At 66.3% G+C, this 24,643-nt stretch carries 23 protein-coding genes and 2 tRNA genes; 11 read left to right on the top strand and 14 right to left on the bottom strand.

What is annotated here, in order from left to right; all coding sequences use genetic code 11:
• Nucleotides 1–36 precede the first annotated feature (36 nt).
• From BMY12_RS02260 to BMY12_RS02245, 4 genes are read right to left on the bottom strand one after another with little or no spacing between them, the layout of a single operon-like run.
• Complete coding sequence (locus BMY12_RS02260; RefSeq protein ID WP_093281388.1) at nt 37–402, bottom strand: hypothetical protein; 366 nt, start codon at nt 400–402, stop codon at nt 37–39.
• Complete coding sequence (locus tag BMY12_RS02255) at nt 399–836, bottom strand: DNA polymerase III subunit chi (RefSeq protein WP_093281385.1); 438 nt, start codon at nt 834–836, stop codon at nt 399–401. The genes BMY12_RS02260 and BMY12_RS02255 overlap by 4 nt, the downstream gene beginning before the upstream one ends.
• Nucleotides 837–855: 19 nt before the next feature.
• Nucleotides 856–2,484 carry a phosphoethanolamine transferase gene (locus tag BMY12_RS02250; RefSeq protein WP_093281383.1) on the bottom strand — a complete coding sequence of 543 codons (1,629 nt, stop codon included), beginning with the start codon at nt 2,482–2,484 and terminating at the stop codon, nt 856–858.
• Nucleotides 2,485–2,530: 46 nt separating this feature from the next.
• The gene (locus tag BMY12_RS02245; RefSeq protein WP_093281380.1) at nt 2,531–4,042 is read right to left on the bottom strand and encodes a leucyl aminopeptidase; all 1,512 of its coding nucleotides are present in this window, start codon (nt 4,040–4,042) and stop codon (nt 2,531–2,533) included.
• 288 nt (nt 4,043–4,330) lie between these two features.
• On the opposite strand from BMY12_RS02245, the gene BMY12_RS02240 reads away from it, so the two are divergent.
• The gene (locus tag BMY12_RS02240; RefSeq protein ID WP_245732312.1) at nt 4,331–4,846 is read left to right on the top strand and encodes a CC0125/CC1285 family lipoprotein; all 516 of its coding nucleotides are present in this window, start codon (nt 4,331–4,333) and stop codon (nt 4,844–4,846) included.
• 149 nt (nt 4,847–4,995) lie between these two features.
• Here the strand turns inward: BMY12_RS02240 and BMY12_RS02235 are convergent, their stop codons facing one another.
• The gene (locus BMY12_RS02235) at nt 4,996–5,517 is read right to left on the bottom strand and encodes an RDD family protein (RefSeq protein WP_093281378.1); all 522 of its coding nucleotides are present in this window, start codon (nt 5,515–5,517) and stop codon (nt 4,996–4,998) included.
• A gap of 136 nt (nt 5,518–5,653) precedes the next feature.
• On the opposite strand from BMY12_RS02235, the gene BMY12_RS02230 reads away from it, so the two are divergent.
• Entirely contained in the window at nt 5,654–6,562 is a 909-nt protein-coding gene (locus BMY12_RS02230; protein ID WP_093281375.1) for a recombination-associated protein RdgC, read from the top strand.
• Nucleotides 6,563–6,573: 11 nt separating this feature from the next.
• Here BMY12_RS02230 and BMY12_RS02225 read toward each other — a convergent pair whose 3' ends face one another.
• Nucleotides 6,574–8,085: a S8 family serine peptidase gene (locus BMY12_RS02225; protein WP_093281372.1), complete on the bottom strand. Its 1,512-nt coding sequence runs from the start codon at nt 8,083–8,085 to the stop codon at nt 6,574–6,576.
• Between the two features lie 86 nt (nt 8,086–8,171).
• Between BMY12_RS02225 and BMY12_RS02220 the strand changes: the two genes are divergently transcribed.
• Nucleotides 8,172–8,687 carry an RNA polymerase sigma factor gene (locus tag BMY12_RS02220; protein WP_093281370.1) on the top strand — a complete coding sequence of 172 codons (516 nt, stop codon included), beginning with the start codon at nt 8,172–8,174 and terminating at the stop codon, nt 8,685–8,687.
• A gap of 9 nt (nt 8,688–8,696) precedes the next feature.
• Entirely contained in the window at nt 8,697–9,398 is a 702-nt protein-coding gene (locus BMY12_RS02215; RefSeq protein ID WP_143068812.1) for an anti-sigma factor family protein, read from the top strand.
• 25 nt (nt 9,399–9,423) lie between these two features.
• On the opposite strand, the gene BMY12_RS02210 is transcribed toward BMY12_RS02215, so the two are convergent.
• The gene (locus tag BMY12_RS02210) at nt 9,424–10,290 is read right to left on the bottom strand and encodes a hypothetical protein (protein ID WP_093281365.1); all 867 of its coding nucleotides are present in this window, start codon (nt 10,288–10,290) and stop codon (nt 9,424–9,426) included.
• A gap of 315 nt (nt 10,291–10,605) precedes the next feature.
• Here BMY12_RS02210 and BMY12_RS02205 point away from each other — a divergent pair, with 315 nt between their 5' ends.
• Nucleotides 10,606–12,075, top strand: a complete 1,470-nt coding sequence (locus BMY12_RS02205) for a DUF5666 domain-containing protein (protein WP_093281361.1) — start codon at nt 10,606–10,608, stop codon at nt 12,073–12,075.
• 142 nt (nt 12,076–12,217) lie between these two features.
• Here BMY12_RS02205 and BMY12_RS02200 read toward each other — a convergent pair.
• Nucleotides 12,218–12,293 (bottom strand) — tRNA-Thr (locus tag BMY12_RS02200).
• A gap of 148 nt (nt 12,294–12,441) precedes the next feature.
• Here BMY12_RS02200 and adhP point away from each other — a divergent pair.
• Nucleotides 12,442–13,464: an alcohol dehydrogenase AdhP gene (adhP, locus tag BMY12_RS02195; protein WP_093281359.1), complete on the top strand. Its 1,023-nt coding sequence runs from the start codon at nt 12,442–12,444 to the stop codon at nt 13,462–13,464.
• 121 nt (nt 13,465–13,585) lie between these two features.
• On the opposite strand, the gene BMY12_RS02190 is transcribed toward adhP, so the two are convergent.
• Nucleotides 13,586–13,673, bottom strand: a tRNA-Ser gene (locus BMY12_RS02190).
• Between the two features lie 142 nt (nt 13,674–13,815).
• On the opposite strand from BMY12_RS02190, the gene BMY12_RS02185 reads away from it, so the two are divergent.
• The gene (locus BMY12_RS02185; RefSeq protein WP_093281356.1) at nt 13,816–14,829 is read left to right on the top strand and encodes a class I fructose-bisphosphate aldolase; all 1,014 of its coding nucleotides are present in this window, start codon (nt 13,816–13,818) and stop codon (nt 14,827–14,829) included.
• Nucleotides 14,830–14,880: 51 nt separating this feature from the next.
• Here the strand turns inward: BMY12_RS02185 and BMY12_RS02180 are convergent, their stop codons facing one another.
• Together BMY12_RS02180 and dapE are read right to left on the bottom strand one after the other, a co-directional pair.
• On the bottom strand, nt 14,881–15,864 hold the full coding sequence (locus tag BMY12_RS02180; protein WP_093281354.1) for a YheT family hydrolase: 984 nt from the start codon (nt 15,862–15,864) through the stop codon (nt 14,881–14,883).
• Nucleotides 15,861–16,994, bottom strand: a complete 1,134-nt coding sequence (gene dapE, locus BMY12_RS02175; RefSeq protein ID WP_093281351.1) for a succinyl-diaminopimelate desuccinylase — start codon at nt 16,992–16,994, stop codon at nt 15,861–15,863. The genes BMY12_RS02180 and dapE overlap by 4 nt, the downstream gene beginning before the upstream one ends.
• A gap of 98 nt (nt 16,995–17,092) precedes the next feature.
• On the opposite strand from dapE, the gene BMY12_RS02170 reads away from it, so the two are divergent.
• Both BMY12_RS02170 and BMY12_RS02165 read left to right on the top strand, forming a co-directional pair.
• The gene (locus BMY12_RS02170) at nt 17,093–17,572 is read left to right on the top strand and encodes a DUF2721 domain-containing protein (protein ID WP_093281349.1); all 480 of its coding nucleotides are present in this window, start codon (nt 17,093–17,095) and stop codon (nt 17,570–17,572) included.
• Nucleotides 17,573–17,644: 72 nt separating this feature from the next.
• Nucleotides 17,645–18,100, top strand: a complete 456-nt coding sequence (locus tag BMY12_RS02165; RefSeq protein ID WP_093281346.1) for an RT0821/Lpp0805 family surface protein — start codon at nt 17,645–17,647, stop codon at nt 18,098–18,100.
• 39 nt (nt 18,101–18,139) lie between these two features.
• Here BMY12_RS02165 and dapD read toward each other — a convergent pair whose 3' ends face one another.
• Genes dapD through map form a run of 3 tightly spaced genes read right to left on the bottom strand, consistent with a single transcriptional unit; the run spans nt 18,140 to nt 22,434 of the window.
• Complete coding sequence (gene dapD / locus BMY12_RS02160; protein WP_093281343.1) at nt 18,140–18,955, bottom strand: 2,3,4,5-tetrahydropyridine-2,6-dicarboxylate N-succinyltransferase; 816 nt, start codon at nt 18,953–18,955, stop codon at nt 18,140–18,142.
• Nucleotides 18,956–18,967: 12 nt separating this feature from the next.
• On the bottom strand, nt 18,968–21,649 hold the full coding sequence (gene glnD, locus BMY12_RS02155) for a [protein-PII] uridylyltransferase (RefSeq protein ID WP_093281340.1): 2,682 nt from the start codon (nt 21,647–21,649) through the stop codon (nt 18,968–18,970).
• Nucleotides 21,649–22,434 carry a type I methionyl aminopeptidase gene (gene map, locus BMY12_RS02150; RefSeq protein WP_093281338.1) on the bottom strand — a complete coding sequence of 262 codons (786 nt, stop codon included), beginning with the start codon at nt 22,432–22,434 and terminating at the stop codon, nt 21,649–21,651. Before map ends, glnD begins: the two co-directional genes overlap by 1 nt.
• Nucleotides 22,435–22,653: 219 nt before the next feature.
• Between map and rpsB the strand changes: the two genes are divergently transcribed.
• Together rpsB and tsf are read left to right on the top strand one after the other, a co-directional pair.
• A complete protein-coding gene (gene rpsB / locus BMY12_RS02145; RefSeq protein ID WP_093281335.1) occupies nt 22,654–23,469 on the top strand; it encodes a 30S ribosomal protein S2 in 816 nt (271 codons plus the stop codon).
• 125 nt (nt 23,470–23,594) lie between these two features.
• On the top strand, nt 23,595–24,641 hold the full coding sequence (tsf, locus tag BMY12_RS02140) for a translation elongation factor Ts (protein WP_093281332.1): 1,047 nt from the start codon (nt 23,595–23,597) through the stop codon (nt 24,639–24,641).
• Nucleotides 24,642–24,643: the final 2 nt, after the last annotated feature.

Below are 24,643 nucleotides of genomic sequence, written 5' to 3'. Positions count from 1 at the left end.
CCGCTGGTGCGGGAACGATGGCGCGGCGGCGGCCGCTCATTGTCCGGCGCAGTAGGGCCCACGGCTGACGGCGACCACGGCGAGGTTCTGGTTGGCATCGGGCACCAGCACCACCTGATTGCGGTTGTCGCAGGCGAAGCTCACCAGCTTGGTGGGCCGCTGCACGCAGAGCGCAAAGCGCTGGTCTTCGTGATTGCCGCCGGCTTCATCGGTGTAGGCCCCGTGGCGGCGTTCGCAATCGAAGTTCATCTGGTGCAGGGTTTCCTCGGCCTTTTCCAGCGTCATGCCCAGGGGCAGGGCCGCGTGTACCTGGCTCACCAGCGCCGCATCGGGCTTGGGATTGAATAGGCTGCAGGCCGCCAGCAGGGGCAGGGCCGCGTAAGCGAGAGCGTGGTGTTTCACAGGTTGTGACTGCTCAGTTCGTAGCCGCGGTCGCGGTAATAGCGGTAGCGCTCGCGCGACTTGCCGCGGCTGTGGTTGTCACCTGGCACGATCTCCAGCACGCGCTCGAAGCGGCTGAAGAAGTCGGGCACTTCGAGGCTCATGTTGAGCATCACGCCGTGGTGGCTGTCCGGCGGTTCCTGCGTGCCGATCAGCACCATCGGCAGCGGTTCTTCCAGGGGCTTGCCCTCGTAGCGTTCGTGCGCCACGAAACCGCCCTGGCGGAAGCTCCACAGCGCGCCGTCCAGCTCTTCGGCCAGCGTCGCGTCGGGCAGGTGCACGTAGACGCGGTGTCCGGCCGACACCGCCTTGTCGCAAAGCTTGCAGGCCGTCATCACCGGGCCGGCGGCGCCGTTGGCGCCTTCCGGCAGGATGTAGAAATCGATGCGCGTCATGCGCGCATTGTATGCGCGATCAGGGTACTGGCGCCCGCGTCGAGGGCTGATACGGCTGGCGTGGGTGGTTGACCAGATAGCGCGGCAGGGCGTGGTAGTCGGCCGAGAGCAGGCTGGCGCCGGGCAGATCGCGACGGGTCTTGATGTGCAGCAGATCCAGCAGCGTCCAGTCCAGACGGTCGGTCTGGTAGGGACGCTGCTCCAGGGCCTGTGCCTGCGGTGCGGGCAGGGGCGAGGACAGCCAGATCAGCAGCGGCACCACCTGGCCCGGCTCCTCGCCGGAATGGCCGGCGAAGTCGCGGGTATGGCCCACTTCCTGGGCGTGATCGGAGGTGTAGAGGAAGGAGGCGCTGCTGCCGCCGCTGCTGGCCTTCAGCGTGTCCAGCAGCCTGGCGAGGATGTGGTCCTGGTAGAGCATGGCGTCGTCGTAGACGTCGCGCTCGTAACGCACCCAGGCATTGCGGCCCCTGGCCTTGAGCGCCTGGCCCACCGCGTCCTGGTCGCCGTCGAAGCGCTTGAAGTCATCGGGCGAGCGCAGCGCATAGTCCGGATGCGCGCCCAGCAGATGCACCACGATCAGCTTGCGCGGCGCCGGATCGCGCAGCGCCTGTTCGTAGTAAGGCAGCACGCCTTCGTCGAGCTTGCGGTCGCCGCGGCCGCCGCCGGTGTTGACCAAATGCATCTCGTCGGCTTCCTCGGCGAAGCGCGGGTTGATGTAGCGGTCGTGCTGGTTGGAAATCCAGAAGGTCTTGTAGCCGGCGGCCTTGGCCAGCAGCATCACGCTGGGTGAGGACTCGTCGTCGAGCTGGTTGTGCAGATCGCGCGGCGTCAGCATCAGCTTGAACGAGGACACCGTGCCGCCGGCGCCGGAGAGCACATCGCGGAACACCAGCAGCTCATCGCCCAGCTTGGCCAGCTGTGGATTGGTCTGGCGCGGATACCCGTAGAGCTGCCAGTCCCAGCGGCTGGTGCTTTCGCCCAGCGCCACCACCACCGTGTCCTGCGCCGGACCCTGGTACACCGGCTGCCACTGCGTCTGCATTTCGCGGCGTGCCACTTCGCGCTTCTGCCCCAGCGTCTTGATGTTCTTCTGGAAGGCTGTGTAGCTGCCGACCTGGCTGGGCCAGAAGTAGAAGGGATTGTTGCGGCGGAAGGTGGGGTTGAACTGCAGGCCCAGCACCAGCGCCAGCACCACCAGACCGCCGATGCGCGAGACGCGGCTGCGGGCCTGCACGGCCGGCAGCAGGCGCCAGAGCAGCACGCCGACCAGCAGGGTCTCACCCAGGAACAGGCCGATCAGCCGCCAGTACTGCTCGATGAACTCGAAGGTCTCGCCGGAGTTGGTGTTGCTCAGCGAGTCGATGATCAGCACCGCGTCCGGCTTGGTCTGGTAGACCGAGATCAGGAAGGACTTGACGCCCAGGTCCAGCACGAAGGCCGTGAGCCAGACACGCTGCAGTGCGCCGTGCAGCGCCTGGGGTGCGAACTGGCGCAGCAGGAAGCGGCCGCAGCTGTAGATGATCAGCGCCAGCGCGGTGTCGCGCCAGTTCATGTCCATCAGCAGATAGGCGCCGGCCATCAGCGCCATGGCCAGCGGCCAGCACCAGCGCTCCCGTTGCAGCGCCCGCGACACGACTTGCAGCTTCAAACCTCTCTCCTCAGACCCTGCGGTGCGGCAGCTTCAAGCGCTGCCTTCAGCCGTTATCGTCCTGCTTGGCGACCAGATTGAGCAGGTACTGCACCAGCAGCGGCACCGGACGACCGGAGGCCTTCTTGCCCACCCAGGCGGTGCCGGCGATGTCCAGATGCGCCCACTTCATCTTGCGCGTGAAACGGTGCAGGAAGGTGGCACCGATGATGGCGCCGGCTTCCTTGCCGTTGCGGGTGGCGATGTTGGCGATGTCGGCGAACTCGCTCTTGATGTTGTCGTCGTAGTCGGACCACAGCGGCAGTTCCCAGACGCGGTCGCCGCTCTGTTCGCCGGCAGCGATCAGCGCGCGGCCCAGGGCCGGGGTGTTGGTGAACAAGCCGCTGGCCGGGCTGCCCAGGGCCACCACGCAGGCGCCGGTGAGCGTGGCCATGTCGATGCACAGGCTGGGCTCGTACTCGCGCTCCACGTAGGTCAGCGCGTCGCAGAGAATCAGGCGGCCTTCGGCATCGGTGTTGAGCACCTCGATGGTGATGCCGGCCATGCTGGTGACGATGTCGCCGGGCTTGTTGGCCTCGCCATTGAGCAGGTTTTCGGTGGCGGCGATCACGCCCACCACGTTCACCGGCAGCTTGAGTTCGGCGATGGCGAGCAGAGCGCCGAACACCGAGGCGCCGCCGCACATGTCGAACTTCATCTCGTCCATGCCGGCGGCCGGCTTGATGGAGATGCCGCCGGCGTCGAAGGTCAGACCCTTGCCGACCAGGGCGATGGGCTTTTCGCCCTTCTTGCCCTTCAGATATTCCATGACGATCAGCTTCGGCGGCTGGCTGGAGCCCTTGGCCACCGACAGCAGCGCGCCCATGCCCAGGCGCTCCATGTCGGCCTTCTCCAGCACCTTGGCCTTGATCGGCGCCGGCATCTTCTTGGCCTGCTCGGCCAGATACGTGGGCGTGCAGAGATTGCCCGGCAGGTTGCCCAGGTTCTTGGTCAGGGCCACGCCCTTGGCGATCGCCAGGGCTTCGGCCAGGCCGCGCTCGCCGGCCGGCAGGTCGGAGCGGCGCGGCACGTCGAAGGTGTAGCGCTCCAGCTTGGGCGGCGTGATTTCCTCGCGCGCCTTCTCGCCACGGCAGTCGTCGAAGCGGTAGTAGCTGTCCTCGGTGGCCAGCACCGCCTGCTGCACGTTCCAGTGGAAGTCGCGCGACTTCACCGGCAGATGGCTCAGGTAAGACACCGCGTCGATGGCGCCGGTGTTGCGCAGGGCGCGGGCGGCGGCCACGTGCACGCGGCGATAGGCGGCTTCGTCGAAATTGCGTTCCTTGCCCAGGCCCACCAGCAGCACGCGATCAGCGAAGATGCCGGGGACATTGTGCAGCAGCAGCGTGGCGCCGAGCTTGCCGTCCATGTCGCCGCGACGCATCACCGAGGCGATGGCGCCGTCGCTGACTTCCTCGATGGCGGCGGCGGCCGTGCTGGGCGAGCGCCGGTCGAAGATGCCCACGATCACGCAAGCCACGCGCTGCTTTTCCGGACTGCCGCTTTTTACAAAATATTCCATGGAAAACTTGGGAAGCCTTTTGGTTGATGGGATGGCGTCCGCCCTGCGCGGCATTGGAATGCGCTGCGTTCAGTCGCCCGGGCGAGCCGGCATTCTAGCGCCTGGCAGTCCCGCCACAAGAGGGCAAGCTTTTAAAAAACGGGTGCTTATGGGGCCTTTGCGCCGGGCTGCCGCTGCTTTTTTCGGTTTGCCTTGCGACCGCGATGCGGGAACAAGCCGGCTGAAAGCCCGGTCATGGTTAATATGGCGAAACCCGGCTGGGTCCGGGCCGATCTTCTGGAGTGTCTTATGTCCGACTCAATCTCTGCCGCCGTTCTGCTGCGCACTGGCCTTGCGCTGTCGCTGCTGGGCGTGCTCGCCGCCTGCGCCACGGCCACGCCGTATCAACCGGAAAACCAGGGCTATGGTTATTTCGAGCAGCGCATCGAGAAGAACCGCTTCCGGGTCACCTTCAACGGCAACTCCTCCACGCCCAAGCAGACCGTGGAGAACTACCTGCTGTATCGCGCCGCCGAGCTGACCGTGGCCAATGGCTACGATTACTTCGTGCTGGTCTCCGACGGCACCGAGGCCAATACCCGCTACATCGAAAACTACGATGGCTTCGGCGGCTACTGGTGGCGGCCGCGCTTTGCCACCGGGGTGTCCAGCGTCACGCCGATCACGCAGTACGAGGCGCAGGCCAATGTGCTGATGTTTTCCGGCGCCAAGGCCGACGACAACGTGAAAGCCTTCGACGCCAAGCAGGTGATGAGCAATCTGCAGCCGCTGATTCAGCGCCCGGCACCGCCGCCGGCCAAGTGAAGCCGGGCGGGCGGCACGCATGAAATCGATGGACCCTGGTTCGCGGCAAGGCGCAAACCGCAGCACCAGCAGCGCTATCGCCAGGATTTGCAGCGCCGCCATGGACCGAAGGACACGGTGTTATGGCTCGCCTGGCGGGCAACAGACCGCTAGCCCGGCGTCCTGGGCAGCAGCACCACGAGGCTGCCGCTGAGGTGATCCTGCGGACCGCGACGCAGACGGTCCAGGCGCATCGCGGTGAAGCCCAGTACCAGCAGGGTCAGGCAGACCAGGGTGACCGGCCGCGCCAGGGGCTCTTCACGCACCTGCGGCAGACGCGCCAGCAGCGGCGCCAGGCTCACGCCCCAGCAGCACAGCAGCAGGGCGTAACGGCTCAGGGCCGCCGGCCAGCGCAGACCGGGGCCGTACGCGCTGTCCACGCGCAGGCGCCAGGCGCGCATGCCCAGGGTCTGGCCACCATGCGTCCAGGACCAGCCGAAAAAGCAGAAGCCCAGCAGCAACAGATACGCGCGCAGCGCCGCCCAGGCGTGCCCGAAACCGAACAGGGCGCGCAGCACTTCCTCGACCAGGATGGCTGACATCCACAGGCCCAGCAGCAAGAGTCCGTCGTAAACCGAGGCGGCGAGGCGGCGCCAGATCGGTGCGGGCTGCAAGGTTTCGGAACGGGACATGACGGGGCGGGCGGCGAGGGGCGCTCAGGATAGCGAGCGCTTCGAAAAAGAACAGCGCGGGCTTGCTAGAATCGCCGCCCGCTTTTGCGCGGCCCGCCGTGGTCGCGTCAACGACTTTTTAAGGACGATCCCTCCCATGTGGTTCAAGAATCTGCAGACCTATCGTCTGGCAGGCGAGTGGACGCTGGCCCCCGGTGCTCTGGAAGAACGCCTGTCGCCGCGCCAGCTGCAGCCTTGCATCGGTCTCAATCCGCAGAGCCGGGGCTGGGTGAAAGTGCCCGGCACCGAGCAGCTGGTCTACGGCCAGGGCCGGCAGATGCTGATCGCGCTGGGCGTGGAGCAGAAAATCCTGCCCGCCGCCGTGGTGCGCCAGGAAACGGAGCAACGTGCGCAGGAACTGGAGCAGCGCCAGGGCTTCAAGCCTGGCCGCAAGCAGCTGCGCGACATCAAGGACGCGGTCACCGCCGAGCTGATGCCGCGCGCCTTCGCCAAGCGCCGCGTCACCCGCGCCTGGCTCGATCCGGCTTCCGGCTGGCTGGTGGTGGACGCGGCCTCGCCGGCGCGCGCCGAGGAACTGCTGGAGATGCTGCGCGACGCGGTGCCGGGCCTGAATCTGGAACTGCCGGAGCTGGCGCAGTCGCCGTCGATGGCGATGACCGGCTGGCTCTCCGCCGGCCAGGCGCCGGGCACTTTCGATATCGATCAGGAATGCGAGCTCAGCGGCAAGGATGCGGTGAAGCCCACCATCCGCTACCTGCGCCATGCACTCGACGGCGCGGAAATCCGCCAGCACATCGCCGGCGGCAAGCTGGTGACGCGCCTGGGTCTGCGCTGGAACGTGCGGGCGACTTTTCTGCTCACCGACAAGTTCGAGATCAAGAAGCTGCGCTTCGAGGACATCGAAAAGGCGCGCGAAGAGGCCGGCACGCTCAGTGCCCAGGAACAGTTCGATGCCGAGTTCGCGCTGATGTCCGGCGAGCTGGCCGCGCTGCTCAAGGATCTGCAGGCGGTGCTGGGCGGTGAGGCGCTGAAGGCGGCGGCCTGATCAGCCGCGCTTCAGCGATACGAGCCGGCGCCGGCGGTCGCGGCTTCGGGTACGCCCCAGCCGTAGACGGGATCGAATCCTGCGACACCGAGATCGCGGGCCTGGCGACGCAGCTGGGCCATCACGCGTGTCGCAGCCGGCAGGCTGTCGCTGCTCGGCACCAGCAGCTGTTCGGCGGCCAGGGCTGCAATCTGCGGCGCCGCGAACGAGGTGCCGGATACCGGCTTGCCGTCGTAGGAATGTCCGGCACTGACGATGTTGACACCCGGCGCGGCGAAGCTGATGTAGCTGCCATGATTGGCCCGGCGGTAGACCTGCCCGTCGCGGTCGATGGCGGTGACCGCGATCACGTCGGGATAGGCCGCCGGATACGCTGGCGCCGCCGCAGGCCCGCGGTTGCCTGCCGCCGCCACGACGACTACACCCGCAGCGATGGCGCGGCGGATCATCAGGGCCATGATCGCGTTGTCCGGCCCTTCGATGCTGATGTTGATCACGGCCACATGCTGGGCGAGCAGCCAGGACAGCGCGGCGGCCATGGCGTCCGCCGGCGCCACCAGAAAATCATCCTCGTCGGCAGCAAAGACATCCGCGACGGCCAGACTCGCGCCGCGTGAGGCCGCGAGTTCCGCCACCAGCGTGCCGTGGGCGCGTGCTGTGTAAGTGTTGCGTGTGAAGCTCTGCATGTGCTGCAGCGCCGCTGTCAGCAGCGGGCTGCGAGGATCGGCGCCGGTGTCGAGCAGGCCGATGGTGTTGCCGGCGCCGCGCGCCGGGATCGGCATCGCCTTGGCGTCGCCGCGCTCCGTTGCCGGCGCCGCTGCGCGCGTGCTCGCCGAAGGTCGGTAGATGTGGTTCGGTGCGATCCAGGCCGCTGGCAGCAGCGTGCGCAGCTCGGTCAGGGTCTGCTCCAGCGTCCGCGAGCTGGCCAGGGCCACGCGCAACATCAGCTCCTCACGCTCGGCGAGTCTCTGCTCGGCGAGCACCCGGTAGCCGGCGTCGCGAACACGACCGGCGAGTTCCGCGCCGCCGACCACCAGCACCTCGCCCTGCACGCGCTCCAGCCCCTGCGCATCGCGTTCGATGTGCAGTCGTTCCAGCGCGTGCAGCGCGCCCTCGCTGCGCGGCACCGCTTCCTTGCGTTCGTTGTGTTCGTCCTTGCCCTGTTCCTTGTCCGCATCCTCAGCCGCCTTGGCCTGCTCCCTGGCGCTGTCCTCGGCGAGTTTGCGGGCGTCCTTCTGCGCATCGGCCTGTGCCTTGACGGCGTCCTGCGCTGTCCTGGTCTCCGGCCTGAGGGCATCACCATGTCTTTCGCCGCGACTCTCGCTGCGGTTCTGCTCCTGGCGCGCACTGTCACGGACTGCATGTTCACCGCCGCGCCCGGCATCGCCTCGCTCGCGGGCCTGCGACTCGCGGCCGCCATCGGCGTCGTCCCTGGCCTGTACCGCTGCGGCTTGCAGCAGCGCGCTGGCCAGGGCGCAGGCCAGCAGCAGACTGCTGAAGGGGGGACGACGATGCCGGCTCATGATGCGGCGGATGAAAGAAGCATCGTGGGACTGGAATAAACTGAGGGTCTGAATCGTTATATCACCAGCATGAGCAGATTGCAGGCATGGATGAATTCAAGCGCCAGTTGCTGGCCCTGTTGCCACGCCTGCGACGTTTTGCGCTGACCGTGAGTCAGGCGGAGCACGAGGCCGATGATCTGGTGCAGGCGGCAGTGGAGCGGGCGCTGCGGCACGCGGCGCAGTGGACGCCGGGTTCGGCGCTGGACAGCTGGATGTACCGCATCATCCAGAACCTGTGGCGCGATGAGTTGCGTGCGCACCGGCGCAGGGCCGAGTCGCTCGATGACACGGATGAACTGGTGGGTGAGGATGGCCGCGACTCGCACGTCCAGAGTCTGCAATGGCAGGAACTGAGGCTGGCGATGCGCAGCTTGCCCGAGGAACAAAGAGTGGTGCTGAATCTGGTGGTGCTCGATGGCATGTCGTATCAGCAGGCCGCCGAGTTTCTGGAGGTTCCCATCGGCACGGTGATGAGCCGGCTCGCGCGGGCCCGTGCCCGCCTGGCCGAGCGTCTGGATGGCGCGACGCATTCCGGCGGGAATGCATCCTCACGCGCATAGGTGACGGTGATGAATGAACAACTGCAACTGACGGACGAGATCCTGGGCGCCTGGCTGGATGGTGAGCTGCCGGCGGCGCAGCGTGAGGCGGTCAGGCTGGCGCTGGAGGCCGATCCCGGGGCGCAGGCGCGTGTCGAACGTCTGCGCACGCTCGATGCCCGGCTCAGGCAGGCTTTTGCCCTGCCGCAGACGCAGAAGCCGGACCCGCTGGCGGCCTTGCTGCTGGCCGCGCCGGACGAGGCTGCGGTACCGGGCGGCGGGCAGCGGCGGCCTCGCCGCCATCGCGCCGGCTTGCGTTGGGCGCTGGCTGCCAGCCTCGCGCTGGCGGTGTTGGGCGGTCTGCTGTCGCTGCGCCTGAAGTCCCCTGCCGAGTCCTTGCAGCTGGCTCTCGAACAGCTGCCCAGCGGCCAGCAGCGTGACGATGCCGGGGTGCGGACGCGTCCGATACTGAGCTTTCGTGCCGACGATGGCCGCTGGTGCCGCATGTTCGAGCAGAGCGGCAAGTCGGGGACACTGGAAGGTCTGGCCTGCCGTCAGGACGGGCGCTGGCAGATTCTGGCGCAGGCGCGCGGCGCCGCAGATGCGCTCGACTTTCGTGCCGCCGGCGGCGACGGCGGACTCGATGCCGAGATGAATCGCCTGGGCCAGGCGCCGACGCTGGAGGCTGCGGCGGAACGCAGCCTGATCGCGCAGGGCTGGCCGGTGAAGTGATGGACCGCCGCGTCGGGCGGGCGCATCAGAGCGGACACTGCCAGGACAGTCCCAGGCCGCCGCCGAGATCAGCTGCGCCGTCCGAAAGGCCGCGGTTCAGATACAGGTTCAGGCGCCAGCTCGCGCCGAACAGCAGGGCGAGCGTGGTCTCCAGCATGCGGCTGTCGGTGCCGGTGGCGACCGTGGCCTGACGATGGCTGTAGCTGGCGCCGAGTTCGGCCATGGTGCCCAGATACAGCCAGCCGCCGCCGCTCCACTGCCAGGCATCGACGCGCTGGAGTGTGGCCGTGCTGCCGACGAAACGACGCGCACCCGCTGCGTACAAACCACCGCCGGCGCCGCTCCAGCCCAGTTCACCGCCGGCGCTGTAGTCCGTGGTGCCGGTGCCCAGGCCTTCGGATTGCCGGCCGCTGGCGAATTTCACACGGCCGATCAGATCGAGATAGAACGGTGAGCCGCCGAGCTGCGGGAATGAATGGCTCAGCGACAGGGTGATATCGCCCAGGCCCGCGACCTTGCGGTTCGGGGAGCTGACCGTGGTGGCGCCATCGTCGCTGCCGTCACTGCCACTACTGCCGCTGCCACTGTTACTGCCGGAGCTGCCGCTATCGGAGCCGCCATCGTCGTCCAGCAGCACGGTCACGTCGGCCGGGCCATGGATGCGCACATAGGGCACGGACAGGCGCAGCGCCCAATCGTGCCAGCGCAGACGCGCGGAGACGGGCACGGAGAGCACGGTGGTCTGGGTGTCGCCGCCGTACTGGCCACGGGAGTACTCGGTGCCCGATGACAGCAGCAGGCTGTCGGCCGCCGGGGCCTGCGCTGCGTGAAGCGCTGCCATGAGCAGCCAGAGCGCCGAGCCGAGGCGGCCAGCGGCGCGATGCATCGTCATTGCAATCTCCCTTGGTCCTGATCGCGAAGCCTGTGTGCGCAAGCCGCTGACGCCGCGCTGATGGCCTGCGGGTCCCGGTTCGCCCTGTCGCGCAACACAAAAAATGAAGCGGCCGGGAATAAAGCGCTGGCCGAATCGTTTTTTGAGCATGCGACAGCCCCATCCAAAGCGCAAAGACCGGCTCGCCTTGCCGGCGTCAGCCGACGCCGGCGCAGCAGCGGATGTTTGCGGGGTATCGCAGGGCGTTGCTGGCGTCGCCGTCGGGAGCGACGACATGCAGCGCCCATTCCCCCAAAAAAATTCAAGGAGCTCGCGGTGAAAAAAATACTTTGTGTCGGCGTTCTGGCCAGCCTGCTGCTGACGGCCTGCGGCGGCGGTTCCTCCAATGGCTCGGCGGCGGCGGCCAGCGGCACCCCGGTCGCGAGCTACGGCACGATCACCGGCTTTGGCAGCGTGATCATTGATGGCGTGCGCTATGAAACCAGCCAGGCGCAGTTTTCCATTGACGGCAAGAGCGGGCACAGCCAGGGCGAACTCAGCGTCGGTCAGCGCGTGCTGGTCAAGGGCCGCGTTCACGACGATGGTTCGCGCAGCGCCGATGAAGTCAGTTACGAAGCCGAGCTGCATGGCCGCATCACCGCCATCGATCCCGGCAACAACCAGTTGAGCGCGCTGGGGCAGACCATCGTGGTCGATGCGGCGACGGTTTTTGACGGGGTCAGCGGTCTGTCGGAGCTGGCTGTGGGCGACTTCATCGAACTCAGCGGCAGTCGCGCCGATGATGGCAGCATCGTGGCCAGCTACATCCAGAAGGAAGCGGTGCGCAGCGAGCTGGAGGTCAAGGGCCTGGTCGCGTCGCTGGACATGGTGGCCAAGACCTTCCTGGTCGGCACGCAGCTGGTGGATTACAGCACAGCGCTGCTGTCGCCGGTCGGCTACCTGCCCGCCGATGGTGCCTATGTGGAAGTGGCGGGCGCGTTGAACAGCGGCGGTGTGCTGGTGGCTGCCAGGATCTCGCCCGAGGATCATCTGTCGACGGTTGCCAGCGGCACGCTGGCGGAAGTCGAGGGACTGATCAGCGAGCTGGTGGCCGGCGCCGGCAGCTTCAAGATCGGTGCGACTGCGGTGAGCGTGAGCGGCAGCACCGTCTACGAAGATGGCACGGCCAGCGATCTGGTCGATGGGGCGCGGGTGGAAGCCAAGGGGCAGCTGCAGACCGATGGCTCACTGGCCGCCAGCAAAATCGAATTCAAGCCGGGCAGTCGCCGGCAGGGGCGAGCCGGTGGCGACGCCGGCGCCGGCGGCAACGCCAGCGGGGCGGTGCAGGCACAGGCGCAGGCCGTCATCACCGCCATCGACTCGGCAACGCGCAGCTTTCAGGTTCTGGGTGTGACGGTGTTCGTTGCCGACAGCACGGTGTATCGCGACTCGCGCGACCGGCTCAAGACCTTCAACTTCGCCAATCTCTCCGTCAATGATTTTGTCGAGCTGGGTCTGGTGCAGAGCGATGGCGTGCTGACGGCGCTGCGTGTCGAACGTCGCGGCAGCGATAACCGTCAGCTGATCAAGGCCGCCGTGGGTTCCGTGGACCCGGCCAATCGCGCCCTGGTGATCGCCGGGGTGGCGGTGAACGGCAGTGGTGCGGTTTATCGCTTCAATGATCTGGCTGTGAGCGCAGACACCTTCTTTGCCCGGCTTGCCAGCGGTGACAAGGTCAAGGCCAGCGGTTCGTACAGCTTGGGTGTGCTGATGGCAAGCGAACTCGAACTGGAAATCCAGTCCTGAGCGCAGCGGCGTAAAGATCTGGCGGAGTCCGGCGCGGTCGGGCTCCGCTTCTTCGTGGTGGCTCCCGGATCAGGCGCGCAACAAAAAACCCCATATCGCTATGGGGTTCTTCGACATCTGGCGATGTCGGCAATGCAGCATGTGGTGCCGAAAACAGGAATCGAACCTGCGACCTACTGATTACGAATCAGTCGCTCTACCGACTGAGCTATTTCGGCAAGGGCGCGCATTATAGGGGCGAGGCGCCGGGGTCACAATGGCGCGCTGCGGGCGCTTGATATGGCTCAAGGCAGGCCCGGCACCGGGCCGACAGACTGCTGCGGTGGCCAGGGCCCCGGGCCTGTTCTGATCTGCAAGGAGCGCGCGATGAAGACCATGAAAGCCGCGGTGGTGCGTGAATTCCACAAGCCTTTGAGCATCGAGGAAGTGCCGCTGCCCACGCCCGGTCCGGGCCAGGTGCAGGTGAAGATCCAGGCCTCCGGTGTCTGTCATACCGATCTGCACGCGGCCGAAGGCGACTGGCCGGTCAAACCCAATCCGCCCTTCATTCCCGGTCACGAGGGCGTGGGCTATGTCTCCGGCGTCGGCGCGGGCGTGAAGCATGTGAAAGAAGGGGATCGCGTCGGCGTGCCCTGGTTGTACACCGCCTGCGGCTGTTGTGAACACTGCCTGGGCGGTTGGGAAACGCTGTGCGAAAGCCAGCAGAACACCGGTTACTCGGTCAACGGCGGCTTTGCCGAATACGTGATTGCCGATCCCAACTTCGTCGGTCATCTGCCGGCCGATCTCGGCTTCGTGGAACTGGCGCCGGTGCTCTGTGCCGGCGTCACCGTCTACAAGGGTTTGAAGGTCACCGACACCCGGCCCGGCAACTGGGTGGTGATTTCCGGCATCGGCGGACTGGGGCACATGGCCGTGCAGTACGCCAAGGCCATGGGTCTGAACGTGGCCGCCGTGGACGTGGCTGACGACAAGCTGGAACTCGCGCGACGGCTCGGTGCCAGCGTCACGGTGAACGCGCAGACGCAGGATCCCGTGGCGTATCTGAAAAAGGAAATCGGCGGCGCCCACGGCGTGCTGGTCACGGCGGTCTCGCCCAAGGCCTTCGAACAGGCCTTGGGCATGGTGCGCCGTGGCGGCACCATTTCCTTGAACGGTCTGCCGCCGGGCAGCTTCCCGCTGCCGATCTTCGACATGGTGCTGTCCGGCATCACCGTACGCGGCTCCATCGTCGGCACGCGACTGGACCTGCAGGAAGCCCTGCAGTTCGCCGGCGACGGCAAGGTCAGGGCCACGGTGCAAACGCAGCGTCTGGAGAACATCAATCAGGTGTTCCAGCAGATGCGCCAGGGGCAGATCGAGGGGCGCGTGGTGCTGGATTTCAGCTGAGGCGGCGGAGAGGGAGGGGTTCCCCTGCGGGCCGGCCGCTGCCGCGGCTTCGAATCCCTCCCTCATGTTTTGATTTTGCACACACCAAAAAGCCCCAATCCCCGGGGCTTTTTGGTGTGTGTGGCGGAGAGGGAGGGATTCGAACCCCCGGACGGTTTCCCGTCAGCGGTTTTCAAGACCGCCGCAATAGACCACTCTGCCACCTCTCCGCGAGGGCGCGATTCTACCCAAACTTGCCCGGCAATCTGCATTTTCCGGCTGAATTATCAGCCTTGATCCACTAAAATCACCTGTCTCACTGGCCGTGGCACGGTCCAGTGACCGAATCCATCCGCATACAGCAGGAAAACCATGAACGAGAAGGTGTTGAACGAAACCGCGCTGGCCATGGTGGCCGCCGGCAAGGGAATTCTGGCCGCCGACGAGAGCACCGGCACCATTCAGAAGCGCTTCGAGAGCATCAAGGTCGAGAACACCGAGCCGCATCGTCAGGCTTATCGCGACATGCTGTTCACCACCCCGGGCTTCGAGCAATACACCTCGGGCGTGATCCTGTTCGAGGAAACCCTGTTCCAGAAGGGCCTGGACGGCACGCCGTTCGCCAAGCTGCTCGCCGACAAGGGCGTGCTGCCGGGCATCAAGGTGGACAAGGGCGCCAAGGACCTGCCGGGCGCGCCGGGCGAAACCATCACCGAAGGCCTGGACGGCCTGCGTGAGCGTCTGGTGAAGTACCGCGAGGCCGGTGCCCGCTTCGCCAAGTGGCGCGCAGTGATCACCATCGGCAACGGCATTCCGTCCGACTACTGCATCCACACCAATGCCCACGCCCTGGCGCGCTACGCTGCGTATTGCCAGGAAGCCGGCATCGTGCCGATCGTGGAGCCGGAAGTGCTGATGGATGCCGACAACAGCATCGCGGTCTGCGAAGACGTCACCAACCGCACCTTGGCTGCCGTGTTCCAGGAGCTGGACAAGCAGAAGGTGCTGCTGGAAGGCATGATCCTGAAGCCCAATATGGTCATCGCCGGCAAGAAGTGCGCGGTGCAGGCCGACCGCAATGCCGTGGCCGTGGCCACGCTGCGCACCCTCAAGCGCCACGTGCCGGGCGCGGTGCCGGGCATCGCCTTCCTCTCGGGCGGCCAGTCGGATGTGGATGCCACCGCGCATCTGGACATCATGAACAAGCTCGGCCCCAATCCCTGGAAGCTGACCTTCTCCTACGGCCGCGCCCTGCAGGCGGCGGCGCTGAAGGCCTGGGGTGGCCAGAACGTGGACGCCGGCAAGAAGGCGCATCTGCATCGCGCGCACATGAACGGCCTGGCGGCGCTGGGCAAGTGGGATGCGGCGCTGGAAAAGGCGGCCTGAGGTTTCACCGGCTGCACGACAGAACCCGCGGCTGCAACGGCCGCGGGTTTTTTAATGCGCCTCGCGCAGCAACTGCAGCACGCGGCGTTCGCTGTAGCAGCGCAGGTCGAAGTCTTCGATGAAGCCGCAGTGGCCGCCGCGCGTGGTGATTTCCAGATGACGCAGGCTGCCCTGCTGGCGCAGCGGGGCGAAGTCGCGGATCGGAATCACCGGATCATCGGCGGCGGTGATGATGGCCAGCGGTGTGGGCGAGTGCTGCAGCTGTTCGGCGCCGAGCGTGTAGGCGGCGAAGTAATCGTCCAGCGCCGGGTATTCGGTGTGCCGTGCCACGAACTGCTCGGTGATCCGCAGCAGCGGCACACGGTCCGTCAGGCCCTCGGATCGCAGCTGCGGCCAGGCGCGCTGCTTGGCGCGCACGGTCTTGCGCCACTTGTTGTTGAAGTACCAGCGGAACAGCAGCGGGCCGCGGTCGATGGCCTGGATCGTCGCGCGCGGATTGATGGCCGGCGAGATGCCGATGGCGAGTTTCGGCTGCAGGCCTTGTGCGGGGCCATGGAGCCCGACGCGCAGCGCGAAGTTGCCGCCCAGGGAAAAACCGATCACGGACAGTGGCAGCTGCGCGTCCAGGGCCTGGGCGCTGCGGATCGCGCCGATCACCTCGTCGATGCGCGCGGAATGGAACATCTCGCGATTGAGGTGATGGCTGCCGCCATGATCGCGCAGGTTCAGGCGGAACACGTTGTAGCCGGCGGCGAAGGCGGCGCAGGCCATCGAGTAGAGATAGCTGGATTCATGGCTGCCTTCCCAGCCGTGAATCAGGACCAGCAGGCCCTGGGCCTGCGGCTGCGCCGAGCGATAACCGCAGAGCCTGACGCCGTCGCCGGCATCCAGCTCGTGATACTGCGCCAGGGCTTCCATGCGGCTGCCACGCTTGAGCCAGCTCTTGCGGCGCGGACTCTTGGTGGCCAGGATCGACTGCAGCTGCGCATGACGCAGCGCCCAGTGCGGGCGGAAGCTCTCGGCGGCGGACTTCATATCAGGCGATCCATCACTCCTTCATAGATGCGGCTGAGCCGATCCAGATCACTGACCAATACGTGCTCGTTGACCTTGTGGATGCTGTCATTGACGGGGCCGATCTCCACCACCTGCGCGCCCCAGGGCGCGATGAAGCGCGCATCGGAGGTGCCGCCGCCGGTGAACAGGCTGGGCGACAGGCCGGTCACCTCAGCCACTGCCGCGCGCGCGGCGCTGATCAGTTCGGCTTCGCGGGTGAGGAAGGGTTCGCCACTGAGCCACCAGTCGGCCTCGTGGCGCAGGCCGTGGCGGTCCAGCACCGTATGCACACGGGCCTTGAGTGATTCGGCGCTGGACTCGGTGCTGAAACGGAAATTGAAGATCAGATCGACCTGGCCGGGGATGACGTTGTTGGCGCCGGTGCCAGCGTGGATATTGGAGACCTGGAACGAGGTCGGCGGGAAGTGCGCATTGCCCTGATCCCAGACCGTGGCACAGAGCTCGGCCAGTGCCGGTGCCAGGCGATGGATGGGATTGTCGGCCTTCTCCGGATAGGCCACATGGCCCTGCTTGCCGAGCACGCGCAGATTGCAGCCCAGCGAGCCGCGCCGGCCGATGGTGATGCGATCGCCCAGCTGCTGCGCGCCGGTGGCCTCGCCGACGATGGCGTAGTCCGGCACGATGCCGCGGCTTTTGAGCACCTCCACCACATGGCGCGTGCCGTGGCGCGCCGCGCCTTCCTCGTCGCTGGTGATCAGATAGGCCAGGGAGCCGCGCAAGGGGCGCCGCGCCAGCAGGCGCTCGGTGGCCACCACCATCGCCGCCAGACCCGACTTCATGTCGGCGGCGCCGCGCCCGTAGAGCAGGCCGTCGCGGATTTCCGGCACGAAGGGATCGCTCTGCCATTGCTCGCGCGGACCCGGCGGCACCACATCGGTATGGCCGGCGAGGATGAACAGCGGGCCTTGCGTGCCCAGACGCGCCCAGAGATTGGTGACGCCGCCGGCATTGATCCATTCCAGCGCGAAGCCGAGTTTTTCCAGGCGGCTGCCGAGCAGCGCGCAGCAGCCGGCGTCCTCCGGCGTCTGCGAGTTGCGGGCGATCAGATCCATGCAGAGATCGAGGACTTCGGTGGCGGCTTGGGCCATGTGCGGGCGTATCGGGCAATGAGGCAGGCCCGCGATTGTAGCCGGCCGCGCCCGGCGGGAATGCTGGATAATGCCGGCGCCACAAGAGCCGCCCGCACATGGACAACGATACCCAGCTCGCCATCATCGCCCACACCATCCAGGTCGCGGTCGCGCCGGTGTTCCTGCTCGGTGGTGTCAGCTCCATGCTCGGCGTGCTCACCAGCCGTCTGGCGCGCATCGTCGATCGCGCCCGTGCGCTGGAGATCGAAGGGCAGGGCGCCTCGCCGGAGCTGCAGTACCTGGTCTCGCAGGGGCTGCAGCGCTTGTCGCGTCGGGCGCGGCTGACCAGCAAGGCCATCGCCTTCTGCATCGGCTGCGCGCTGCTGATCAGCAGCGTGATCGTGGTGCTGTTCGTGGGCGCGTTTTCACGCTGGAACATGGCGGTGCCGACGGCCGCGCTGTTCGTGCTGGCGGTGCTGTCGCTGATCTGCGGCCTGTTCTGTTTCCTGCGCGAGGTGCAGCTGGCGACCCGTTACTTGCGCATCGGTGAAGTGGAACCGGAGCGGCGCTTGCCTGTAAACGAACCACCGGCTTGACGATCTGGCGTGCGTTCAGCTTCGCAAAGTAGACTGCCCGCTATTCAAACAAGAGACACAAGGGACTTCGCAATGATTCGCAAACTTGGGCCGATGGCAGCCGGCCTGCTGTCGCTGAGCCTGATCAGCGGCTGCCTGGTGACGCCGGAACAGCAGGGTGGTCTGGTGGGCGCCGGCGTCGGTGCGGCGGTGGGTTCGACCATCGGCCATGGCGCCGGTCGCGGCGCGGCGATCATCCTCGGCGCGCTGCTGGGCTCCAACATCGGCGCCAGCATCGGCCGCGGCATGAACGAGCAGGATCGCGTGCAGACCGCGCAGGCCATGGAATATGGCTCCACCGGTCGTCCCTACAGCTGGCGCAATCCGGATTCGCAGTACAACTACAGCGTCACCCCGACGCGCACCTACTACCAGAACAATTCGCCCTGCCGCGAATTCAACATGGTGGCCGACATCGACGGCCAGCCGCAGCAGGTGCAAGGCACCGCCTGCCGTCAGCCCAACGGCACCTGGCAGGTGGTTCGCTAAGAACGGGAAGAAGGGGCGGCGCGAGCCGCCCCTTTGGTTTTACAGGTCGCGCAGCAGGGCGTTGATGCCCACTTTCTTGCGCGTCTGCTCGTTGACGCGCTTGACGATCACCGCGCAGCTCAGGCTGTACTTGTCGTTCTTGGCCAGCGAGCCGGCAACCACCACGCTGCCGGCGGGCACGCGGCCGTAGAGAATCTGGTCGGCTTCGCGGTCGTAGATCGGCGTGGACTGGCCGATGAACACGCCCATCGAAATCACCGCGCCCTTTTCCACGATCACGCCTTCGACAATCTCCGAGCGCGCGCCGATGAAGCAGTCGTCCTCGATGATGGTCGGCGAGGCCTGCAGCGGTTCCAGCACGCCGCCGATGCCCACGCCGCCGGACAGATGGCAGTTGGCGCCGATCTGCGCGCAGGAACCGACCGTGGCCCAGGTGTCCACCATGGTGCCGCTGCCGACATAGGCGCCGATGTTCACGTAAGAGGGCATCAGAATCGCGCCCGGGGCAATGAAGGCGCCGCGCCGCACGGCGGCCGGCGGCACCACGCGCGCGTTCTGGGCCTTGAACTGCTCCTCCGTCCAGCCCGCGAACTTCAGCGGCACCTTGTCGTAGCCGGACAGCGCGCCCATCTCGATGGGCGCGTTGTCATTGAGGCGGAAGGACAGCAGCACGGCTTTCTTCAGCCATTCGTTGACCTGCCAGCCGCCGGCGGTGGGTTCGGCCACGCGCGCCTTGCCGCCGTCGAGCAGCAGCAGCGCTTCATCGACGGCGGCGCGCAGGCCGGCGTCGTTCTTGTTCAATTGCTCGCGCTGCTCCCAGGCAGCTTCGATGACAGACTTCAGATTCTGCGTCATGGTTTTTGCTTGTCAGGTGGTTTCAGAACGGCTCAGGGTGCGCACCAGCACTTCGCGCAGATCCTCGAGCGCGCTGTCGCTGGTGATGGGCCGGTGCATGCGGTCAGTGATATAGAACACGTCTTCGGCGCGCTCGCCGATGGTGCCGATCTTGGCGGCGTCGAGCAGGATGCCGCGCTTCTGGAACACGCGGCCGATCAGCGACAGCAATCCCGGTTGGTCGGCGGTGACCAGTTCCAGGATCGTGCGGCCGCGCGCGGTGTCCTGGCTGAAGTGCACATGCGTGGGCGTGTTGAAGTGCTTGAGGCGCTGCGGCGTGCGGCGATTGACGTCGATGGTGGAGACTTCCGGATCGCTGAGCACCTTGCGCAGCGCCGCGCGGATTTCCTCGAAGCGCATCGGATTGCTGATCGGCGTGTTGTCGCTCTCCATCACCACGTAGCTGTCGAGCACGAAGCCGTCGTCGGTGGTGTGCAGGCGCGCATCCAGGATGGTCAGGCCCAGGCGCGCGAGCACGCCGGTGGACAGGCCGAAGAGATGGTCGCGGTCGCGGGTGTAGATGAACACCGCCGTGCCCAGGCCGCCGATCTGATCGACCAGCACCAGCGGCAGGTCTTCTTCCTTCGCCGCGAGAATCGCCGGCAGATGCCAGGCGATTTCTTCCGGCGAGTGACGCAGGAAGTAGTCGCGGTCGAAGCGCTTCCAGGCGGCGCGCGAGGCTTCGTCATTGAAATGCCGGGCGGCGAGCAGGGCCATGGCCTTGGCCTGCACCTCGCCGATGCGCTCCTCGCTGCGCAGCGGATTGTCCACGCCGCGATCCAGGGCGCGCACGGTGAGGTTGTACAGCTCCTTGAGCAGCGAATCGCGCCAGGCGTTCCACAGCGCCGGATTGGTGCCGCGGATGTCGGCGCAGGTCAGCAGATACAGGTAATCCAGATGTTGGCGGTCGCCCACGGTGCGGGCGAATTCGGCAATCACCTTGGGGTCGCTCAAGTCCTGCTTCTGTGCGGTGAGCGACATCAGCAGATGGTTCTTGACCAGCCAGCGCACGAGTGCCGCATCCGGATGCGAGAGGCCATGATCCAGGCAGAACTGCTCGGCCTCGGCGGCGCCGATGTCGGAGTGATCGCCGCCACGGCCCTTGGCCATGTCGTGCCAGAACGCGCCCAGGTACAAGAGCTCCGGCTTGGCCAGGCGGTCCATGACCTCGCTGCAGAACGGCAGCTCGGTGCGGAAACGCTGCATGGCGAAGCGCCGCGCATTGCGCACCACGTAGAGGATGTGCTCGTCCACGGTGAGCGTGTGGAAGAGGTCGTACTGCATCAGGCCGACGATATTGCCGAAGGGCGGCAGGTAACGCCCCAGCACGCCGTAGCGGTTCATGCGGCGCAGATTGCGCGTCAGGCCGTTGCCTTCGCGGAACATTTCCACGAACAGCGAGCGCGCCTGCACCGACTGGCGCACGGTGTCGTCCATCAGGCGGCTGTCGCGCAGGATCAGGCGCAGGGTCTGGGCGCGGATGCCGGCGATCTTGCCGTGCTGCTGCAGCAGCAGAAACACTTCCAGCAGCGCCCAGGGCGATTTGCTGAACACTTCCTCGCTGCGTGCTTCCAGATAACCGTTGCGGATCTGGAAGCGGGCATTGATCGGCGTGATCTCGCCGCCCTGCGGCGGCTGCACGATGCTTTCTTCAAACAGCTGCAGCAGCAGATCGTTCAGGCAGGACAGCGACTTGATGGTGCGGTAGTAGAGCTGCATGAACTGCTCGACCGCCTTGTTCTTGTCATCGTCCTCGTAGCCGAACAGCTCGGCGACCTTGATCTGATGATCGAACAGCAGGCGGTCCTCATGCCGGCCGGTGAGCATGTGCAGGGAGAAGCGCACGCGCCAGAGGAAATCCTGGCCGGCGAACAGCTCATCGCATTCCTGCTTGCTGAGCAGGCCTTTTTCACGAAGCTCGCCCAGGGTCTGGGTGCCGAACAGGCGCTTGGTCACCCAGCCGATGGTGTGGATGTCGCGCAGGCCGCCCGGGCTTTCCTTGACGTTGGGTTCGAGCTTGTAACCGGTGTCGTCGTACTTGCGGTGACGCGCGGCCTGCTCGGCCTTCTTGGCCTCGAAGAAGGCCTGCACCGGCCAGACCTTGTCCGGGGTGAGCGCCTGCTGCATCTGCCGGAACAGGTCCGCGTCGCCGGTGAGCAGGCGCGCCTCCAGCAGATTGGTGATGACGGTGATGTCCTTGGCCGCCTCGCTGACGCATTCCTCGACGCTGCGCACGCTCTGGCCGACTTCCAGGCCGATGTCCCAGCCGAAGGCGGTCATCTGCTCCAGGCCGCGGCGATGCTGTTCCAGGGCTGTGCCCTGGTGCAGCAGCAGGATGTCGATGTCGGAATGCGGCAGCAGCTCGCCGCGCCCATAGCCGCCCACCGCCACCAGGGTCAGGCCCTGGGTGTTCTCGGGCAGGAACTTCTGCCAGGCGGCGCACAGCACCTCGTCCACCAGATGCGCGCGCGCATGCACCAGCGAATCCGCCGGCATGCCTTCGTGAAACAGGCTGTACAGTCGCTCGCGACCCCAGCTCAGGGTTTCGCGGAACGCGGCGATGGAATAACCGCCCTGGGCCAGACGCGCGCGGATGCGGGAGGCGCTGAAGATGCTGGCGGCTTCCTCGTCGGCGAGATCGATCTCGGCGCCCATCACAGGGTCTCGCCTTCGCGCAGGGTCAGTACCTCGTAACCGCTGGCGGTCACCAGCACCGTGTGTTCGAACTGTGCCGACAGCGAATGATCCTTGGTGACCACGGTCCAGCCGTCCGGCAGCAGTTTCACCTCGGGGCGGCCGGCGTTGATCATGGGTTCGATGGTGAAGGTCATGCCTTCCACGAGTTCAAGACCCGTGCCAGGGCGGCCGTAATGGAGAATCTGCGGATCTTCATGAAAGACCCGGCCGATGCCGTGACCGCAGTATTCGCGCACGATGGAGAAGCCGCGCGCCTCGGCGTACTTCTGCACCGCCGCGCCGATATCGCCGATCCGAGCGCCGGGACGCACCTGACGGATGCCCTCGATCATCGCCTCGCGCGTGGTTTCGGTCAGGCGCCGCGCCAGGATGCTGGGCTCGCCGACGTAGAACATGCGGCTGGTGTCGCCGTGAAAGCCGTCCTTGATGACGGTGATGTCCACGTTCAGCACATCGCCCTTTTTCAGCACCTTGGGTCCGGGAATGCCGTGGCAGACCACGTGATTGACCGAGGTGCAGATCGAGCGCGGGAAGGGCGGGCGGCCGCCACCACCGCCATAATTCAGCGGCGCCGGGATGCTCTTGAGCGTGTCGACGATGTACTGGTGGCAGAGACGGTTGAGCTCATCGGTGCTCACCCCCGGCTTCACATAGGGTTCCAGCATGGTCAGCACCGAGGCGGCGGCGACGCCGGCCTCACGCATTTTCTGTTGCTCTTCAGGGTTCTTTATGGTGACGGCCATGCTCTAGGATCGCTGCGCCGCCCTTCACTGTGGGAAGGGCAAACTCGTTGTTTTCAAAGGGGCGCTATGGTATAAAGCGCGCCCTCCAAAGGCAATGTGAGCCCCGCATCATCGGCGCATCGCTTCTGGAAATCCATTCGCGCCACCCAAAACGGTGCCAGCTTCCCATGAAGCCAGCCCCCGGCGCGATCTGCCATCAACCGTTTAGGAGTTGTATTCATGACGACTGTCACCATGCGTCAGTTGCTGGAAGCGGGCGCCCATTTCGGCCACCGCACCCGCTACTGGAACCCGAAGATGGATCAGTACATCTTCGGCAGCCGCAACCGCATCCACATCATCAACCTCGAGCAGACCCTGCCGATGCTGAAGGACGCTTGCTCCTTCGCCGGCAAGCTCGCCGCCAACGGCGGCCGCATCCTGTTCGTGGGCACCAAGCGCGCCGCCCGCGAGACCGTCGAGGAAGAAGCCAAGCGTGCCGGCATGCCCTTCGTCTCCCAGCGCTGGCTGGGCGGCACCCTGACCAACTTCAAGACCGTCAAGGGCTCCATCAAGCGCCTGGTCGAGATGGAAAAGCAGGTCGAGGACGGTTCCATCAACCGTCTCACCAAGAAGGAACAGCTGACCTTCACCCGCGAGCTGGAAAAGCTGCGCAAGTCGCTGGGTGGCATCAAGGAAATGCCGAGCCTGCCGGACTGCCTGTTCATCATCGACACCGGCTATGAAAAGAACGCGGTGCTGGAAGCCAAGAAGCTGGGCATCCCGGTCATCGCCGTGGTCGATTCCAACAACGATCCTTCCGGCATCGACTGCGTGATTCCGGGCAACGACGACGCCACCCGCGCGATCAAGGTCTACGCCCAGTGCGTGGCCGACGCCATCATCGACGGCCGTGGCAGCAACCCGCAGGCCGTGCGGGCCGCTGAAGAGCGCGCTGCCGCCGCCAGCGAGGAAGCGCCGGCGCCGCGCAAGCCGCGCGGCGGCAAGCCCGGCAACGATCGCGACCGTCCGTCACGCGGCCGTCGCGGCGAGTAAGCATCATGGCGCGCCGCCGCGTTCATAACGCGGCGGCTGCGTCCGGGGCGCCAGGCCCCGACCCCTGCGCCCGCCGCCTTCCTAGCGCTGCGGGCCTTTCTACTTATTAGCTGAGTGAAATTCCTATGAGCACCCCGATCACTGCTGCACTCGTCAAGGAACTGCGCGACCGCACCGGCGCCGGCATGGGCGACTGCAAGAAGGCCCTGGAGGCCGTGGGCGGCGACGTCGCCAAGGCCGTCGAGAAGCTGCGCATGGACGGCGCCGCCAAGGCCGACAAGAAGGCCAGCCGCACCGCCGCCGAAGGCGTGCTGGCGATCGCCCGCGACGCCGGGGCCGTGACCATCGTCGAGCTGAACTCGGAAACCGACTTCGTCGCCAAGGGCGATGAGTTCCGCGCCCTGGCCAAGCGCGCCGCCGAAACCGCGCTGAGCGAAAAGCCCGCCAATGTCGAAGCCCTGGCCCAGCTCAAGGCCGGCGACTCCAGCCTGGACGAGCAGCGCCGTGGTCTGGTCGCCAAGCTCGGCGAGAACCTCACCATCCGTCGCTTCGCGCGTCTGGAAGCCGCCGGCGGTCCGCTGGTGACCTACCTGCACCCGGGCGACAAGATCGGCGTGGCCCTGGCCATGGCCAATGGTGACGAGGAGCTGGCCAAGGATTTGGCCATGCACATCGCCGCCATGAGCCCGCGCTTCCTGGATTCCAGCGAGATTTCCGCCGAGGTGCTCGCCTCCGAGCGCCGCGTGATCGAAGCCACCGCCGCCCAGGAACAGGCCGATGCCAAGGCCGAGTCCGACAAGCTGGCCGCCGCGCTGCAGGAAATGGACGCCGAGAAGCAGAACGGTGTCTACGCCGGCCTCTCCGACGAGGAAAAGAAGAGCTGGGACGAGGACTACGCGACCATCAAGAAGAAGTTCGGTGGCGGCTTCAAGCCCAAGCCCGCCGAGATCCTGGCCAAGATGATCGACGGCCGCGTCGCCAAGTTCGTCAACGAGATCACGCTGATGGGTCAGCCCTTCGTCAAGAACCCGGACGAGACCGTGGCCAAGCTGCTCGCCGCCAAGAAGGCCAAGGTCGCCGCCTTCGTGCGTTTCGCCGTGGGCGAGGGCATCGAAAAGCAGCAGACCGACTTTGCCGCGGAAGTGATGGCGCAGGCCGGCATCAAGAGTTGATC

Source organism: Solimonas aquatica (genome assembly GCF_900111015.1).
Taxonomy (GTDB): Bacteria; Pseudomonadota; Gammaproteobacteria; order Nevskiales; family Nevskiaceae; genus Solimonas; species Solimonas aquatica.
The sequence above is the reverse complement of the archived record's forward strand: the minus strand, read 5'-3'. Positions and strand labels throughout refer to the sequence as shown.

Bases quoted from the DNA above. Each gene is read 5' to 3' on its own strand.
- BMY12_RS02255 (WP_093281385.1), bottom strand. From the start codon at position 836: ATGACGCGCATCGATTTCTACATCCTGCCGGAAGGCGCCAACGGCGCC.
- BMY12_RS02245 (WP_093281380.1), bottom strand. From the start codon at position 4,042: ATGGAATATTTTGTAAAAAGCGGCAGTCCGGAAAAGCAGCGCGTGGCT.
- BMY12_RS02240 (WP_245732312.1), top strand. From the start codon at position 4,331: ATGTCCGACTCAATCTCTGCCGCCGTTCTGCTGCGCACTGGCCTTGCG.
- BMY12_RS02235 (WP_093281378.1), bottom strand. From the start codon at position 5,517: ATGTCCCGTTCCGAAACCTTGCAGCCCGCACCGATCTGGCGCCGCCTC.
- BMY12_RS02230 (WP_093281375.1), top strand. From the start codon at position 5,654: ATGTGGTTCAAGAATCTGCAGACCTATCGTCTGGCAGGCGAGTGGACG.
- BMY12_RS02225 (WP_093281372.1), bottom strand. From the start codon at position 8,085: ATGAGCCGGCATCGTCGTCCCCCCTTCAGCAGTCTGCTGCTGGCCTGC.
- BMY12_RS02220 (WP_093281370.1), top strand. From the start codon at position 8,172: ATGGATGAATTCAAGCGCCAGTTGCTGGCCCTGTTGCCACGCCTGCGA.
- BMY12_RS02215 (WP_143068812.1), top strand. From the start codon at position 8,697: ATGAATGAACAACTGCAACTGACGGACGAGATCCTGGGCGCCTGGCTG.
- BMY12_RS02210 (WP_093281365.1), bottom strand. From the start codon at position 10,290: ATGACGATGCATCGCGCCGCTGGCCGCCTCGGCTCGGCGCTCTGGCTG.
- adhP (WP_093281359.1), top strand. From the start codon at position 12,442: ATGAAGACCATGAAAGCCGCGGTGGTGCGTGAATTCCACAAGCCTTTG.
- BMY12_RS02185 (WP_093281356.1), top strand. From the start codon at position 13,816: ATGAACGAGAAGGTGTTGAACGAAACCGCGCTGGCCATGGTGGCCGCC.
- BMY12_RS02180 (WP_093281354.1), bottom strand. From the start codon at position 15,864: ATGAAGTCCGCCGCCGAGAGCTTCCGCCCGCACTGGGCGCTGCGTCAT.
- dapE (WP_093281351.1), bottom strand. From the start codon at position 16,994: ATGGCCCAAGCCGCCACCGAAGTCCTCGATCTCTGCATGGATCTGATC.
- BMY12_RS02170 (WP_093281349.1), top strand. From the start codon at position 17,093: ATGGACAACGATACCCAGCTCGCCATCATCGCCCACACCATCCAGGTC.
- BMY12_RS02165 (WP_093281346.1), top strand. From the start codon at position 17,645: ATGATTCGCAAACTTGGGCCGATGGCAGCCGGCCTGCTGTCGCTGAGC.
- dapD (WP_093281343.1), bottom strand. From the start codon at position 18,955: ATGACGCAGAATCTGAAGTCTGTCATCGAAGCTGCCTGGGAGCAGCGC.
- glnD (WP_093281340.1), bottom strand. From the start codon at position 21,649: ATGGGCGCCGAGATCGATCTCGCCGACGAGGAAGCCGCCAGCATCTTC.
- map (WP_093281338.1), bottom strand. From the start codon at position 22,434: ATGGCCGTCACCATAAAGAACCCTGAAGAGCAACAGAAAATGCGTGAG.
- rpsB (WP_093281335.1), top strand. From the start codon at position 22,654: ATGACGACTGTCACCATGCGTCAGTTGCTGGAAGCGGGCGCCCATTTC.
- tsf (WP_093281332.1), top strand. From the start codon at position 23,595: ATGAGCACCCCGATCACTGCTGCACTCGTCAAGGAACTGCGCGACCGC.